This window comes from Nitrosomonas eutropha (assembly GCF_003201195.1).
In the GTDB taxonomy this organism is placed as follows: Bacteria; Pseudomonadota; Gammaproteobacteria; order Burkholderiales; family Nitrosomonadaceae; genus Nitrosomonas; species Nitrosomonas eutropha.
In genome coordinates this window covers 21,428-36,188 of record NZ_QICQ01000028.1, presented here as the reverse complement: position 1 = coordinate 36,188, position 14,761 = coordinate 21,428, and the positions used below count along the sequence as shown (strand labels likewise).

At 47.6% G+C, this 14,761-nt stretch carries 16 protein-coding genes and 1 pseudogene; 6 read left to right on the top strand and 11 right to left on the bottom strand.

What is annotated here, in order from left to right:
• Positions 1–96: 96 nt before the first annotated feature.
• From C8R14_RS10265 to C8R14_RS10255, 3 genes and pseudogenes are all read left to right on the top strand, one after another.
• A pseudogene (locus C8R14_RS10265) lies at positions 97–519 on the top strand (IS5 family transposase); the annotation flags it as partial.
• A 254-nt stretch (positions 520–773) separates the two neighbouring features.
• Positions 774–1,337 carry an alkyl hydroperoxide reductase subunit C gene (gene ahpC, locus C8R14_RS10260; protein WP_011635348.1) on the top strand — a complete coding sequence of 188 codons (564 nt, stop codon included), beginning with the start codon at positions 774–776 and terminating at the stop codon, positions 1,335–1,337.
• A gap of 181 nt (positions 1,338–1,518) precedes the next feature.
• Positions 1,519–2,013: a CNP1-like family protein gene (locus C8R14_RS10255; RefSeq protein WP_242500255.1), complete on the top strand. Its 495-nt coding sequence runs from the start codon at positions 1,519–1,521 to the stop codon at positions 2,011–2,013.
• A gap of 27 nt (positions 2,014–2,040) precedes the next feature.
• Here C8R14_RS10255 and C8R14_RS10250 read toward each other — a convergent pair whose 3' ends face one another.
• The 4 genes from C8R14_RS10250 to C8R14_RS10230 all read right to left on the bottom strand — a co-directional run bounded on the left by C8R14_RS10250 (position 2,041) and on the right by C8R14_RS10230 (position 5,960).
• Positions 2,041–2,820 (bottom strand): slipin family protein, encoded by a 780-nt coding sequence (locus C8R14_RS10250; RefSeq protein WP_011635350.1) that lies wholly within the window; start codon positions 2,818–2,820, stop codon positions 2,041–2,043.
• 1 nt (position 2,821) lies between these two features.
• On the bottom strand, positions 2,822–4,249 hold the full coding sequence (locus C8R14_RS10245) for an NfeD family protein (protein WP_011635351.1): 1,428 nt from the start codon (positions 4,247–4,249) through the stop codon (positions 2,822–2,824).
• A gap of 10 nt (positions 4,250–4,259) precedes the next feature.
• A complete protein-coding gene (locus C8R14_RS10240; protein WP_049753132.1) occupies positions 4,260–4,862 on the bottom strand; it encodes an NUDIX domain-containing protein in 603 nt (200 codons plus the stop codon).
• 183 nt (positions 4,863–5,045) lie between these two features.
• A complete protein-coding gene (locus C8R14_RS10230; protein WP_011635353.1) occupies positions 5,046–5,960 on the bottom strand; it encodes a Tim44 domain-containing protein in 915 nt (304 codons plus the stop codon).
• A gap of 93 nt (positions 5,961–6,053) precedes the next feature.
• On the opposite strand from C8R14_RS10230, the gene C8R14_RS10225 reads away from it, so the two are divergent.
• Positions 6,054–6,920 (top strand): YicC/YloC family endoribonuclease, encoded by an 867-nt coding sequence (locus C8R14_RS10225; protein WP_041353587.1) that lies wholly within the window; start codon positions 6,054–6,056, stop codon positions 6,918–6,920.
• A 93-nt stretch (positions 6,921–7,013) separates the two neighbouring features.
• On the opposite strand, the gene C8R14_RS10220 is transcribed toward C8R14_RS10225, so the two are convergent.
• The 3 genes from C8R14_RS10220 to C8R14_RS10210 form a co-directional block, all read right to left on the bottom strand.
• Positions 7,014–8,096: a tellurite resistance/C4-dicarboxylate transporter family protein gene (locus C8R14_RS10220; RefSeq protein WP_041353588.1), complete on the bottom strand. Its 1,083-nt coding sequence runs from the start codon at positions 8,094–8,096 to the stop codon at positions 7,014–7,016.
• Between the two features lie 263 nt (positions 8,097–8,359).
• Complete coding sequence (gene murU, locus C8R14_RS10215; RefSeq protein WP_011635356.1) at positions 8,360–9,085, bottom strand: N-acetylmuramate alpha-1-phosphate uridylyltransferase MurU; 726 nt, start codon at positions 9,083–9,085, stop codon at positions 8,360–8,362.
• 14 nt (positions 9,086–9,099) lie between these two features.
• On the bottom strand, positions 9,100–10,098 hold the full coding sequence (locus C8R14_RS10210) for an aminoglycoside phosphotransferase family protein (RefSeq protein ID WP_011635357.1): 999 nt from the start codon (positions 10,096–10,098) through the stop codon (positions 9,100–9,102).
• Between the two features lie 164 nt (positions 10,099–10,262).
• Between C8R14_RS10210 and C8R14_RS10205 the strand changes: the two genes are divergently transcribed.
• Complete coding sequence (locus tag C8R14_RS10205; protein ID WP_011635358.1) at positions 10,263–10,571, top strand: accessory factor UbiK family protein; 309 nt, start codon at positions 10,263–10,265, stop codon at positions 10,569–10,571.
• 65 nt (positions 10,572–10,636) lie between these two features.
• Positions 10,637–12,136, top strand: coding sequence for a YifB family Mg chelatase-like AAA ATPase (locus tag C8R14_RS10200; protein ID WP_011635359.1), 1,500 nt, complete (start codon positions 10,637–10,639; stop codon positions 12,134–12,136).
• An 18-nt stretch (positions 12,137–12,154) separates the two neighbouring features.
• Here the strand turns inward: C8R14_RS10200 and dnaB are convergent, their stop codons facing one another.
• The 4 genes from dnaB to priB form a co-directional block, all read right to left on the bottom strand.
• Entirely contained in the window at positions 12,155–13,552 is a 1,398-nt protein-coding gene (gene dnaB / locus C8R14_RS10195) for a replicative DNA helicase (protein ID WP_011635360.1), read from the bottom strand.
• A 105-nt stretch (positions 13,553–13,657) separates the two neighbouring features.
• Positions 13,658–14,113, bottom strand: a complete 456-nt coding sequence (gene rplI / locus C8R14_RS10190) for a 50S ribosomal protein L9 (protein WP_011635361.1) — start codon at positions 14,111–14,113, stop codon at positions 13,658–13,660.
• Positions 14,114–14,131: 18 nt separating this feature from the next.
• Positions 14,132–14,410: a 30S ribosomal protein S18 gene (rpsR, locus tag C8R14_RS10185; RefSeq protein WP_011635362.1), complete on the bottom strand. Its 279-nt coding sequence runs from the start codon at positions 14,408–14,410 to the stop codon at positions 14,132–14,134.
• A gap of 41 nt (positions 14,411–14,451) precedes the next feature.
• The gene (gene priB / locus C8R14_RS10180) at positions 14,452–14,760 is read right to left on the bottom strand and encodes a primosomal replication protein N (RefSeq protein WP_011635363.1); all 309 of its coding nucleotides are present in this window, start codon (positions 14,758–14,760) and stop codon (positions 14,452–14,454) included.
• Position 14,761: the final 1 nt, after the last annotated feature.

Below are 14,761 nucleotides of genomic sequence, written 5' to 3'. Positions count from 1 at the left end.
GTTTCCCTTGTTTTGTTGGTTGATCTGCCAGATCCTCAACAACAGGTTACACCGCTTCCTTCTCCCTTGTCATACACCAGAAATAATCATAGCTCAGGTATAGCCACAGATAATCGTCGGTTTATCAATGCTGTTTTCTGGGTTATGCGAACAGAGCTCCATGGCGGCATTTGCCGCCGGACTACGGGGGTGGAGCAATACCCCCCGCCATTTTACTCGCTGGCGTGACAAGGGTATCCGGGAAAAATTGCTGGAAATCCTGATGGATGATCCGGATTATGAATGGCTGATGATAGATACCAGTCACGGCAAGGTTCACCCACATGCCAGTGAAGCCAGAGGAGATAAATCGGGCGAAAGGGAGAGCTCAACACCAAGATACATCTGGCCGAGGATGCGCATGGTATGCCGGTCAAAATCCTTGTTACACCAGGTACCACTGCTGATTACATGCAAGTTGGCCGCCTGACCGAAGGCGATGATGCAGATCATCTGCTGGCAGATAAGGCGTTTGATGCAAAGCAATTATCATTTTTCAACTTGCTCATAACTACTAACTACTCGCGTCATGAACAAGGGATAACGAGTTTTATCTGTATAATCATTTGGGATCAGACGGGCTTTTAGTTTCGCTACACGACCCAGTAACTCCTGCAATATATGTTATAAAGACTACTGGTCACATTCATTGTGGACTAGACTAATTTGATACAGCGTTCTAAACTTCTGTCAAAGCTTATTATTCTGAGTCAACTACATAAAAGGAAGCGGCAATGTCACTGATTAACACTACTATTAAACCGTTCAAGGCAACTGCATACCACAATGGCGATTTTGTTGAGGTATCCGACAAAACATTAAAGGGCAAATGGTCGGTTATCGTTTTCTATCCAGCCGACTTTACTTTTGTATGCCCAACCGAGCTGGAGGATCTGGCAGATAATTATGCTGAGTTCCAGAAAGCAGGCATTGAAGTCTATTCGGTTTCTACCGACACACATTTCACACACAAAGCATGGCACGACAGCTCCAGCGTGGTGCGTAAGGTTCAATATCCCATGATAGGCGATCCAACCAGACAGCTGGCACGCGACTTTGACGTACTCATTGAAGAAGAAGGATTAGCCTTACGTGGAAGTTTTATTATCAATCCAGAAGGCCAAATTAAAGCACTAGAAGTTCAGGATCTCAGTATCGGTCGTAATGCTGCTGAATTACTGCGCAAGGCTAAGGCTGCACAATACGTCTCTACTCACTCGGGCGAAGTTTGCCCTGCCAAATGGACTGATGGTGCTGCCACGCTGAAGCCATCTATTGATCTGGTTGGCAAGATTTAAATATTCTGCACAATTCTGCTTTCAACCGGCTGCAGCGATACTTCTCCTCTAGAGAGGTATCCCAGCCGGTTTCTTCAGACCAGCCAATCACACAATGATGGTAGCTGCTGATTTTTTTCTGATTTTCCGCAAGGCTATGTACCGAAAACTCAATCGGTGGATAAAAACTGTATTGAGCTTGATGCTGACTCTTGGTATCACCGCCTGCATCACCCAAAGTACATTCTTCGATACGCTTGATCACAAAAAAGACTGGGAAGCCATTCAATCCAGTCTGCCTGCCTACCCACAACCGGAAAATCTACTGGAATTTGATGCCGGCCCTACTGCAAGATTGCGTTATTTTATCGATGCCAAATCAATCAGTGTCGATGAGAAACGTGTGATCCGCTACAGTATGGTAGCCCAATCCGGACAAGGTGCGAGCAATGTTTCATACGAAGGGATACGCTGCAAAACACGCGAACGGAAACGCTATGCAACAGGCAACAACGAAACACGCAACTGGGTACGTGCCACCATTTCTGAATGGCAACCACTTGAAATGGTTACCCAATTACAGGCACAGCGGGAGCTGGCCAAATTTTATTTCTGTCCCCGTGGTTTAGTGGTGGGTTCTCCTGAAGAAGCAATCCGTGCGATCAAAGCCGGCGTACATCCAATGATGAATCGCTAATCATCATCCATCGTTTGATTAGTTAATCTAATCGTCACTGACAGATGTTCTCTCTGACATTTTTTGCAAAACAGCCAACAACTCTATCGGTAGCGGAAAAACAATCGTAGAACTTTTCTCTCCTGCTATTTCTGTCAGCGTTTGCAGATAGCGCAGTTGCAAAGCTTGAGGCTGCTTCGCCAGAATTTGCGAGGCCTCAAGCAAATGGCGTGATGCCTGCAATTCTCCTTCTGCATGAATGATTTTGGCACGGCGCTCCCGTTCGGCCTCGGCCTGTCTTGCAATTGCCCGAACCATTGTTTCATTGAGATCAACGTGCTTGAGCTCGACATTCGATACCTTGATACCCCACGCTTCAGTCTGCCCATCCAGAATCAACTGGATATCCGTATTGAGCTTGTCGCGACTGGCCAGCATTTCATCCAGCTCATGTTGTCCCAGCACGGAGCGTAATGTTGTCTGTGCCAGCTGACTGGTCGCCATATTGTAATCCTCAACCTGAATAATGGCTTTTTCCGGATCAACCACACGAAAATACAGCACGGCATTTACTTTTACCGAAACATTGTCACGCGAAATAACATCCTGAGCGGGCACATCCATCACAATTGTGCGTAGATCAACCCGCACCATAGTTTGTATAACTGGAATGACAACGATGAGACCCGGCCCTTTGACTCGCCAAAAACGCCCCAGCATGAACACGACCCCGCGCTCGTATTCTTTCAATACCTTAAGCGCACTGGCCAGAAAAAAGATGGAAAAAATCAGTATTGGCGTAATAACTGATACGATATCCGTGTGCATATCAATCCTCCGTTGTGTTGATTGTAAGATCAGGTTGGTAAGGCTCCACTTCAAGCATCAATCCATGTATGGCTATTACACTGACCTGCTGTCCAGGTTTTAATGGGGTGTTGGATCTGGCACGCCACAACTCGCCATGAATCCGGATCCAACCTTCCTGATCAAAGCCTTCCACTACTTCTCCCATGCTGCGAATAAGTTGTTCACTACCTGTGACAACTGGTTTTTCCCTGGATTTGAGCGCCATGCCAAGTACCATCATAAAAAACCCAGCCGATATCAGTGCAAATGTAACGATCAATGGAATCGAAATACCGTACCCTGGTATTTCCGTATCAATCAACATAATCGATCCCATGATGAAAGCCGCCACCCCTCCAATGCCTAACACTCCCACGCCCGGCACGAGTGCCTCTGCCAGCATAAAAGTGATGCCAAGTAGAATCAGCGCCAGTCCAGCATAATTGATTGGCAACACCTGAAAGGCAAACAAAGCCAGCAGCAGGCTGATTGCCCCGATTACACCAGCCACGATTGTCCCGGGATTTGCAAATTCAAGGATCAGACCATAAAAACCAATCAGCATCAGGATATAAGCAACATCGGGATTAGTGATCACTGCCAGTAGATGTGTACGCCAGTCCTGTTCAAAGTGCTCCAACACCAGCGATCGAGTAGATAACGCTACTTTTTGTCCGGCTAAATCGACTACACGTCCGTCTATTTGCGTCAGCAGATCACCCAGATCATCTGCTATCAGATCAATCACGTTGTTATCAAGTGCTTCTGCAGATGTCAGACTGACACCCTCTCGTACTGCCTGCTCTGCCCAGTCAGCATTGCGATCGCGCATCCGGGCAAGTCCACGGATATAAGCGGCCGCATCGTTGATAACTTTCATTGTCATGGCATCCTGCGTACCAGATGAACCGATTGGGTTGGTTCTTTCATTTTCCGGTTTATGCCCGGGGGCCTTTATCTCTTGTGACTGGGCTCCTATCTTTACCGGTGTGGCAGCGCCCAGATTGGTTGCAGGTGCCATGGCCGCGATATGACTGGCGTAAAGAATATAGGTGCCGGCACTGGCTGCACGCGCGCCGCTGGGGGCTACAAAACTTGCTACTGGAATCGGGGAAGCAATAATTTCCTGGATGATCTTGCGCATGGACACATCCAGCCCGCCGGGTGTATCCATTTGAAGAATAACGATCTGCGCCTGCTGTTCGGCCGCTCTGGAGAGTCCACGATGAATGTAATCGTACATGGCTGGACTGATGGCGCCGTTAACATCCAGCCAGACAGCAATGCCATTAGCTGCGCCAGTGGCCGTATTGGAGGGTTGTGCAAACAGCATGCCAGCCCATAGAAAAATAGCCAGCAGCAAACTATATTGTGCCTGGTAAAATCCTGTAGATTTACTGGCACACATGCGTGCACTCCTATCTTGACAGCCAGTGCTGCTGAACAGTGTCGCGGTTCAAAGCAAGCCACTGTAATGCAATAATAGCACTGGCAGAATTAATCTGACCGGTATTCAATAGTTCCAACGCATCATGAAAAGACATGACATGCACCTTGATATCCTCATCTTCTTCGCCATTGCCATGAATACTGCCCGCATCAATCGTTTTCATATCAACCCGACCACAGAACAATACAATTCGCTCAGTCGTACCACCGGGGCTGACCAGATAATCATACAGCGGGATCAGGCTACTGATCTGACAATCCGCTTCCTCGATGGATTCTCTTGCAACCACCTGTTCTGGCGCTTCATCAGCTTCAATTATGCCCGCCACAATTTCCAGCAACCAAGGACCATCTGGTGCAGACATGGCGCCTGCACGAAACTGTTCAATCAGTAAAATTTCATCAGTGTGCGGATCGTAAGGCAATACTGCTGCTGCATGTCCCCGCTCAAATAATTCACGTGTGATCGGGCGCCCCCACTCTCCGTCGAATTTACGGTGACGCAGGCGGTACTGCTCTAGACGGAAAAAACCCTGAAAGCAGATGGTTTTTTCCAGTATTTCGAAATCCATTTTATGGATGTTTGAGTAGTTTATTACCAGCAATCAGTGATTTATTCCCAATTGCTGGCAGAGATAGCATCAAGATTTCATTCAGGTACTTAACGGACGTGTTCTGGCTATCAAGTCCTGACACGGCAGATAATTCAGCCATAATAGCTGACAAACCGATCTGGCCAGAGCACGTCCGTATGATCAATGCTTCAGATCAGATGCCTGCTGAATGCCGGACAACAGCCAGGCAGAATCAGAGGCAACCAGATCTTTTTCAACATGCCAGATCTCGTCAAAAGGCTCCAACTGTGCCCCGGGAGCTTCCCGTAGCTCACCGGTAAACCGGACGCTGGCAACCGCATGATTATCCTGAGTGGTTATGTCTAGTAAGGCTGCATTAACATGGGTCACATCAGTCTGCTGGGTAACATTACCGCGCTCAGTAATCTGTTTACTGATTTCTGCAAACAATTCAGGTGTTGTAAATGCGCGAATCTCTTCTAGATCACCGGAATCATGCGCCAATTGCAACGTAATGAATGAACCTTTGGCATTTTTAAGAAAGGAATCCACGTCGAAACCAGCAGGAATATCGAGAGCATCCGTATTGGCGGCAGACTGACCACCGACCCCGGAAGCTACTCCTCCCGAAGGAGTTGCCGTATCCTGACGAGGAAATGGCATTCCTCCCATACTATGCCCAGCTCCCGCACCAGAATATTGCATAGGTCGCGCTGCTTGTCCGCCTCCGGAAGATCTGCGCATCATGCGTATTCCGAAGAATATGGCAGCTGCTATGCCTGCCAGCACTAGAATATCCATCATATTGATTCCGTCAAAAGCTCCGCCCATAAGCAGTGACGCCAGCAATCCACCAGCAGCCAATCCGGCCAGTGGCCCCAGCCATTTGCTACCCCCTGCTGCTGCAGCGGGTGCTGCGGATTGCCCGGGGCGCTGGGCTTGCTGGGGAGTAGTCTGTTGCTGCTGTCGGTTAAGGTTAAGCGATTGGCGCTGTTTCCCAAGGCTGCTGCCACCGCCCAGACGCCGGGCTTCGGCATCCAGTGCTGTCAGACTAAAAGCAAGCAATGCCAAAGCCAGAAATGTTAATATTCTCATTATGCTTATCTCCATGAATCAAAAATATAATTTAAGGGCTGAGTATAGCATCATCCCCAATCGCTCTGGACTACCCGTCGGATGGAAAAGTTCATGATTACAAGCATGACAGGTTATGCGGCAGCTTCCGCAGAAATTCCGCAAGGATCGCTGGCTTTGGAACTACGTTCAGTCAACAATCGCTATCTTGACCTGCAATTCAAGCTTCCTGACGAGTTTCGTGTACTGGAACCTGAGATGCGGGATTTTCTAGGTACAGGCATAACGCGGGGAAAAGTAGATTGTCGCCTTACTTTTTCAATCTACTCAGGCACCTCCCGTCACCAACGACTTAATCATGATCTATTGAATAATCTGCTGGCAATGAGTCGTGACGTCAAATCAATCTTTCCTGCAGCGAATGATCTTTCTGTTGCTGAAATTTTGCGCTGGCCCGGGGTACTTGATAGCGATCGGATTTCAGTCGATGAATTGCGTCCCCCCTGCATGACACTGCTGCAGACTGCTTTACAAGAACTGGTTTTGGCTCGCAGGCGTGAAGGAGAAAAACTGCAAAACCTGCTACTGGAACGCGTACAACAATTACGTCAACTGGTGCTAGATCTGTTACCCAGCCTACCAGCCATTCTGGCTGGTTTTCAGGAAAGATTGCTAAACTGCTTAAAGACAGCTGGTCTTGATGAAAACGATGAACGTATCCGTCAGGAATTCACCTTGTTTGCCAATAAAATTGATGTGGATGAAGAATTATCGCGTCTGCAGGGACACCTGAATGAATTTGAACATATCGTGCTGGCTGGTGGCGTTGTCGGCAAACGGCTTGATTTTCTGACCCAGGAACTTAACCGGGAAGCCAATACATTGGCATCCAAGTCAGTTGCCAGAGAAATCACTCGCATATCCATAGAAATGAAAGTTATGATTGAACAACTGCGCGAACAGATTCAAAACATAGAGTGATCCAAAAAGCACACCTGCTACAACTTTTTCAATACATATTTTTCTATTCTGGAAAATTCTGAAAAGTAATGCAGAGCAGCCAGAATAGATAGTTTATCTGTAATTTATCAGTGATCTAAATGTGCCGATCAAGGTGAGCAACCAGATCAACAGCGCAAACCAACACCAATAAAAGGAAATAGATTCAAGAAAGTAATAACCACTTACTTTCGCCAGAGAGAAGGTGCATACGGTATACATTCCTGCCGGAAATACTCTGCTCCATGCTTCGATATCATAAGCACGACACTTCCCTTTGCATGCCAATCTTGCCCAGGGAAATATTTTTATCCAGGCTGCGGCTGAATCCAATTCAACGGTAAATTTTCGTATATCCATACCTAGCAAATAAGGTATCCATAAAGTACCAAATGCCCACGCGAGGAGGCTCATCTCCAACGTCACCTGCCCTAGATCATCACAGAGAGAGCGGGGTAAGCGAGTAAAAAATTCCGAACCAGCAAGAGTGATAATGGCAGGCGCTCCCATACAAATCCAGTAAGACGGCTGCCAGTTTTCCGGGACAAAGCAACTAAAGAACAGCCGGCGGATAATCAAATAAATTACAAATAAATATAAAACGCAACCCAATATCCATATCCCCCAGAGCACCAGGAAGTTCCACGTATTTTCATCCGTTGCATCGAGCAGATAACTCCCCAGCAGCACGATCGACACAGTACTTACAGTCAGAAGAAGTGTTGCTCCACAGATGAAATTGACAGCACTTTCTCGCGGCAACCTTAAGATATTAAAAATAATAAAACCGATCAATACAAGCCAGGCAAAAAACGCACTACACCAAAGTACGTTTGCCAGACTATTTGCCTGAGCGAACGAGATCAGTTGCACTCCGACCGTATTGGTTCCTGCCACGAAAGCCAGAAACAGCCAGCTCCGTGACAAAATACAAAGTTCCAATAGCAGTTCACGCGGGAAAAATACGATCCGTGCGACAAAAAATAGGCAAAAAACAGAATAAAGCGATAAGGTCAGAGCAAACAAAGACTTTGCTATAACCGTGAAATCAAGCACATCAAAGGCAACAGATACAATACCGGTAGCCATCACCATCACAAACCAGGACGGGTGGAAAACCCTGATGCTGTTGAAGAATAAAACGGGATAAAACAGCATGTGTATTATGAATTCAGTTCGTTTGTACTAATTTGTCATGCCATCAGCAAATTATGACAGGCATCCTGCACAGGAAAATGTGGTTACGAAAATATCGAAAATACCAAATATTTGCTATCAGAACACATACACAGAAGGTCTTATACCCACCTCAATTCCCATACCCTTGATAACAAATACTCACCCAGATACAACTGCAACTGCTCAATACCAGCCCTGCAATTTATCCACCTGACATATTGCCCAGAAGACCATAAACAGGTTCACAGCGCAGATTGCCTGAGTTTGGTATCGAGCAGTTGCAGGCGTTTAGGGGTGCCGATGTCCATCCATATACCTAAGTAATGTGAGCCGGTAACTTTTCCGGCAGTAATAGCCTGGCGCAGCAGGGGAGCCAGTTTTTCAGCTTGATTGGGGAGCACATTTTTGAAAAGGGCGGGATGATAAACCCCGATGCCGCTGAAAGTGAGTTTTCGGCAATCCGGACAAGTTGATTCAACCAGTTTGTCGGAACCGTTATGTAGCGAAAAATCACCTTCTGGATGATGTGGCGGGTTATTTACCAGGATCAGGTGAGCCAATATTTGCTCTGAATTTGATTGCATCTGTTGCAAAATCGGCCACAGGGTGGAGAAATCCATATCGCAGAAAATATCAGCGTTGATAACTGCAAAAGGCTGGTGTTTATCGGGGTTGGTGAGCAGTGGTAGTGCATTGGTAATTCCGCCTGCGGTTTCCAGTACGATGGATTCCGGTGAATATTGGATATGGAGGCCATAGCGTTTGCCATCCTGCAGTGCAGCTTCAATCATGTCGCCAAGATAGGCGTGATTAATGACAACGCTGGAAAAACCCGCCTGTACCAGTTTCTCCAGATGATATTCGATCAGCATTTTTCCACCCGCCCGCAGCAATGGTTTGGGGCAGGTATCAGTGAGCGGCTTCATGCGTTCCCCTTTGCCAGCTGCCAGGATCATGATTTTGAACATCAGGTGTTTCTCGGTCAGAAAGTATAACCGGTTGCAGGTGTTTTTTCTTCCAGTTGATCCAGCAGTCGGGCCAGCGGATGAAGCTCGCCATAGCGTTCGCAGGTTTTTCGTAGATATTGCATGACTGCGGGCATGTCTTGCAGATAGGCGTCTTTCTGATCCCGATAGTACAGCCGGGAAAAAATTCCCAGCACTTTGAGATGGCGTTGTACACCCATCCATTCAAAATCCCGGTAGAAACCGGAGAAATCGGCTGCAACGGGTAATCCGCTCCAGCGTGCACGTTCCCAGTAACGGATTATCCAGTCCAGTACCTGTGCTTCTTCCCAGTGGATGTAGGCATCTTTGAACAGGGACACCAGATCATAAGTGATGGGACCAAGAACGGCATCCTGAAAGTCGATCACCCCCGGATTGGGAACAGATACCATCAGATTGCGGCTATGGTAGTCGCGGTGTACGAATACCTGCGGTTGCGCAACGGTATTGTCGAGAATCAGATTGAAAGCTGCCCTGAGTGTGTTTTTCTGGTCATCATTCGGCGTAACGTGTAAATGGCGCGTCATGTACCAATCAGGAAAAAGTTCCAGCTCGCGGGAAAGCAACGTCTGATCATACTCAGGGAAGATATTTTTTTGGCTGGCGCTTTGTATCCTGATCAGTGTGTCAATGGCATCCTGGTAAAGCTGATTGGCATTTTCTGGCTCCGTGGTAAGTGCTTGCAGATAAGTAGTGGTACCAAGATCGGATAACAGCAAAAAGCCTTGATCCAGATTTTGTGCGACGATGTCGGGCACATGGATGGATGCCTTCGCAAATACACTGGCGGCATGCAAGAAAGGTCGGCAATCTTCCAGTTGCGGCGGTGCATCCATGGCAATCAGTGTTTCCCTGGGAAAAGCTACACGAAAATAGCGGCGAAAACTGGCATCTGCCGAGGCAGGCGACAAAGTGAAGGGCTGATCGGGGTAGAGGGTTTTCAGCCAGTACTCCAGAAGTTGCAGACGGTCCATTAAAACTTATTGGTTGAAGGTAGGTTAAGGAATGGATAATGCAGCTGTATGCTGTCCGATAGTTCGGGCAGGAGCTGCCGATTTGTGTTTGCCTGTTCGTTTAAAATATGAGATTTTATCCCGGAAGCCGATAATAAAACTTTGAAATTTAATGGAGAGAAAAAATGCTGAATAAAAATGTACTGGATGAAATCGGCAGCAAGGTTAATGAAATCTTAGCGGGCAGCCCGGCTAAAGATATCGAGAAAAATATGCGCGCCATGTTGATGGGTATTTTTTCCCGGCTGGATTTGGTCACGCGGGAAGAATTCGATGTGCAACAGGAAGTGATCAAGCGTACGCGTATCAGGCTGGCTGAATTGGAAGAGAAGGTGAACAAACTGGAGCAGCAGGCACATCCATCAACAATGGTTGAAGGTACCGTAGAAGATGTAATGGATACTTCTGGCCCCGGATCGGCCAATGACAGGTAGTGCTGAGATTTGTTACATTTTTTCTGGTGAAGCACTGGCTCACCATGCTTTGATCGTGTTCCTTTATGTCTCTGGCTATTCTGTATAGCCGTGCATTGTGTGGAGTGGACGCGCCGCTAGTGACCGTAGAGGTGCATCTTGCTAACGGTTTACCAAAATTTACTATCGTTGGGCTTCCGGAAACGGAAGTCAGGGAAAGTAAAGACAGGGTGCGCGCCGCACTGCAGAATGGACGATTCAAATTTCCTGCCCGGCGTATTACGGTTAATCTTGCACCGGCTGATTTACCCAAGGAAAGCGGGCGTTTCGATTTGCCTATCGCGCTGGGCATCTTAGCGGCAACCGGGCAGATTCCTGCAAATAAACTCGATCAGTATGAATGGGCAGGGGAGTTGTCTCTTGATGGTCGCCTGCGCCCGATTCGTGGCGCACTGGCCATGACTTACAGTGCCTCCCGTTCAGGCCGCAGTTTCGTTTTGCCAGAGCAAAATGCCGGCGAAGCAGCACTGGTCAAAGAGGCGACTATCTATCCTGCTGCTTCGCTGCTGCAGCTGTGTGCATATCTGACTGGGCAGGAGCCATGGCAACCTTATCGTGGTGGATCGGCTGAGTTAGAATCAAATGATTATCCGGACATGGGAGATGTCAAAGGGCAGATGCAGGCCAGGCGCGCGTTGGAGATCGCTGCTGCAGGTGGACACAGTGTGCTGATGATTGGCCCACCGGGCACGGGAAAAACCATGTTAGCCAAGCGTATCCCGGGAATTTTGCCGCCCATGACCGGACAGGAGGCGCTGGAATCGGCTGCCATTCAATCTTTGGGGAGTGGCAGTTTTGATCTGGCTAACTGGAAGCGTCGCCCGTTTCGGTCACCCCATCATACTGCCTCGGCCGTGGCATTGGTGGGTGGGGGCAGTATTCCACGCCCGGGTGAGATTTCACTGGCCATGCATGGAGTGCTGTTTCTTGATGAGTTACCCGAATTTGATCGGCGGGTTCTGGAGGTGCTGCGTGAACCGCTTGAATCCGGTCACATTACCATTTCACGCGCTGCACGCCGAGCAGATTTTCCAGCCAGATTTCAACTTATTGCTGCAATGAACCCATGTCCATGCGGGTATTTGGGGCATTACACCAATAAATGTCGTTGTACACCTGATCAGGTAGCGCGTTATCGTGGCAAGGTTTCCGGTCCGTTGCTGGATCGAATCGATATTCAGATTGAAGTCCCTGCTTTGCCGAAGGAGGATATGTTGCGCCCCGGTCCGGGTGAATCCAGCGCTGTTATTCGAGAACGAACGTTGGTTGCCCGGCAACGTCAGTTAAATCGTCAACACGTACCCAATACGAGGTTAGGGGTGCAGGAAATTGAAAAATATTGTGTTCTGGATGCGGAGGGGAAGCGTATGCTGGAACGAGCCATGACCCATTTGAATATCTCAGCACGGGCTTATCACAGAATACTGAAGCTGGCTCGAACCATTGCAGATTTGTCAGGCAGTAAACCTATTTTGGGAAAGCATGTGGCGGAAGCTATTCAGTACCGCCGTATGGGTATAAATTAATTGTTCGGACAGGTTGAATCAGTAATAGTCAGCGGTACGTGCACAATTTTCAAATCTTGTAAATTCGCCCAGAAAAGTCAGATCAACTTTGCCAATCGGCCCGTTACGCTGCTTGCCGATGATAATTTCAGCAATACCCTTGTCCTGAGTATCCGGATTATAAACTTCATCCCGATAAATAAACAAAATAACATCTGCATCCTGTTCGATAGCGCCTGATTCACGCAAATCAGACATAATCGGACGTTTGTTGGGGCGTTGTTCGAGGCCACGATTCAGCTGCGACAAAGCGATTACGGGAACCTGCAATTCTTTTGCCAGTGCCTTCAGTGAGCGTGAAATCTCTGAAATTTCGGCGGCGCGGCTTTCACTGTTGGGCGAGGTTGATGACATGAGTTGCAGGTAGTCAATAATGATGAGCCCCAGCCCTTCATGCTGACGATACAAACGCCGAGCGCGGGCACGCAGCTCCAGAGAGTTCAGTGCAGCACTTTCATCAATAAATATCGGCGCATCGTTTAGCTTTCCCAATGCATGGGTGAGTCTGGGCCAGTCATCATCATCCAGTTGGCCTGTGCGTACTTTGTGTTGATCCAATCGCCCGATTGAGCCCAACATACGCATGGCAAGCTGTGCGCCCCCCATTTCCATACTGAACACTGCCACTGGTTTGCCAGCTTCCAGTGCGACATGTTCTCCGATATTGAGCGCAAAGGCGGTTTTTCCCATCGAAGGTCGCCCGGCAACGATGATCAGGTCACCGGCTTGGAAACCAGAAGTTTTTTGATCGAGATCGCTGAAGCCGGATGGAATGCCGGTAATATCGCTGGGATTGCTCCGGTTATAGAGCATCTCGATTCGCTCAACTACTTGCTTGAGCAATGGTTGGATATCAACAAATCCTTGTTTCCCGTGCGCACTTTGTTCAGCGATTTCAAATATTCTGCTTTCTGCTTCATCCAGCAGATCACCCGCAGAACGGCCTGCAGGATTGTAAGCTGAATCAGTTATTTGTGTGCTGACTTGCGCCAGCTTGCGCATGATTGAACGTTCCCGTACGATTTCCGCATAACGGCGGATGTTGGCTGCAGACGGAGTATTCTGTGCAATGGCACCGATATAGGCTAGCCCACCCGCGTGTTGCAGTTGGGCCGCATTTTCAAGAGATTCTGCAACAGTTATTACATCTGCCGGCTTACTTTGTTCTATAAGCCGGCAGATGTGTTGGTAAATGAGTTGATGATCCTGGCGATAGAAATCACTCTCGATAATGATGTCCGCTACTTTGTCCCATGCCTGATTATCCAGCATGAGTCCACCAAGGACGGATTGTTCAGCCTCGATGGAGTGGGGCGGGAGCTTGTAAATACTGTTATCAGCAAGGTTCTGAATAAAGTTGGTAGTGGATGGATTCATGTGAATTAATGGTGGCTAATAGCCAGGGTCGGATGGTAGTGTCTGATGGAGAAACAAAAAAAGGACCGGGTAGTCCTTTTTTTGTTTGGTCTTTACCCAGTGATGTCAGTTTGTTGTTTCGCCTAACACCGATACAGTAATATGAGCCGATACCTCGTTATGCAGTACAACGATAACCGTATAATCACCTACTTGTTTGATTTGTCCCTCAGGCATACGAATCATGGATTTTTCAATTGCAAAATCCTGTTTGCACAACTCCTCGGCAATATTTGCACTGGTGACTGATCCAAAAAGTTTGCCATCCACACCTGCTTTCTGGGAGATTTGTATGAGTAGTCCATCCAGTTTTGCTGCCTGTGCGCCCGCTGCATCTAAAATATCGGCTTGTTTCTTTTCCAGCTCCGCGCGTTGTGTTTCAAATTCGGCTATAACCCTTTCGGTTGCTCTCTTTGCTTTTCCCTGAGGGATCAGATAATTGCGAGCATACCCTGGCTTGACATTCACAATACTGCCCAGTGAACCAAGCTTGACGATTTTCTCTAACAAAATTACTTGCATGCTGTTTCTCCCGATTGCTTAGTGCTGATCAGTATAGGGTAATAACGCCAGGAAACGAGCGCGTTCGATAGCCAAGTTTAATTGACGTTGATAGTATGAGCGTGTACCTGTAATTCGAGCCGGTATAATTCTGCCATTCTCGCTGATAAAATCTTTCAGCAGATCAACATCTTTATAGTCTATTTTTTTAATTCCCTCAGCTGTAAACCGACAGAATTTTTTGCGTTTGAATAGTGGCCGATTTGCCATCCGGTCCTTCATCTTGTTCTTTGCATCTTTGTTTCTTGAAAATCTCATATTATTTCTCCATTAAGAGCGTCTATATTTGGTATTTATTTTCAGATAATTCTGGCATCACTAACATGCAAAACAAGCTGGTTACTTAAGCGGTTTTTTTTTGTCATGAAGCCGGTAAGTTCGACATGACTGCCAGGTCCCATGCGAACAATTTTTTCAGCCATGTCTGCCATGGCGATTGCCGCAAGTTCAAATTCAATCTTGCGCTGGATGCCAACTTCCTCCTGGCTGGAAACATGGCTCAGTCTAAACTCGGCAATCATAATACCGACAGGCGTATAGCGAGGTGTATTCAGATCAACAATCTTTCCACCGATAATCACCTGATTCAGGTTCGGTGGAAACCTCATA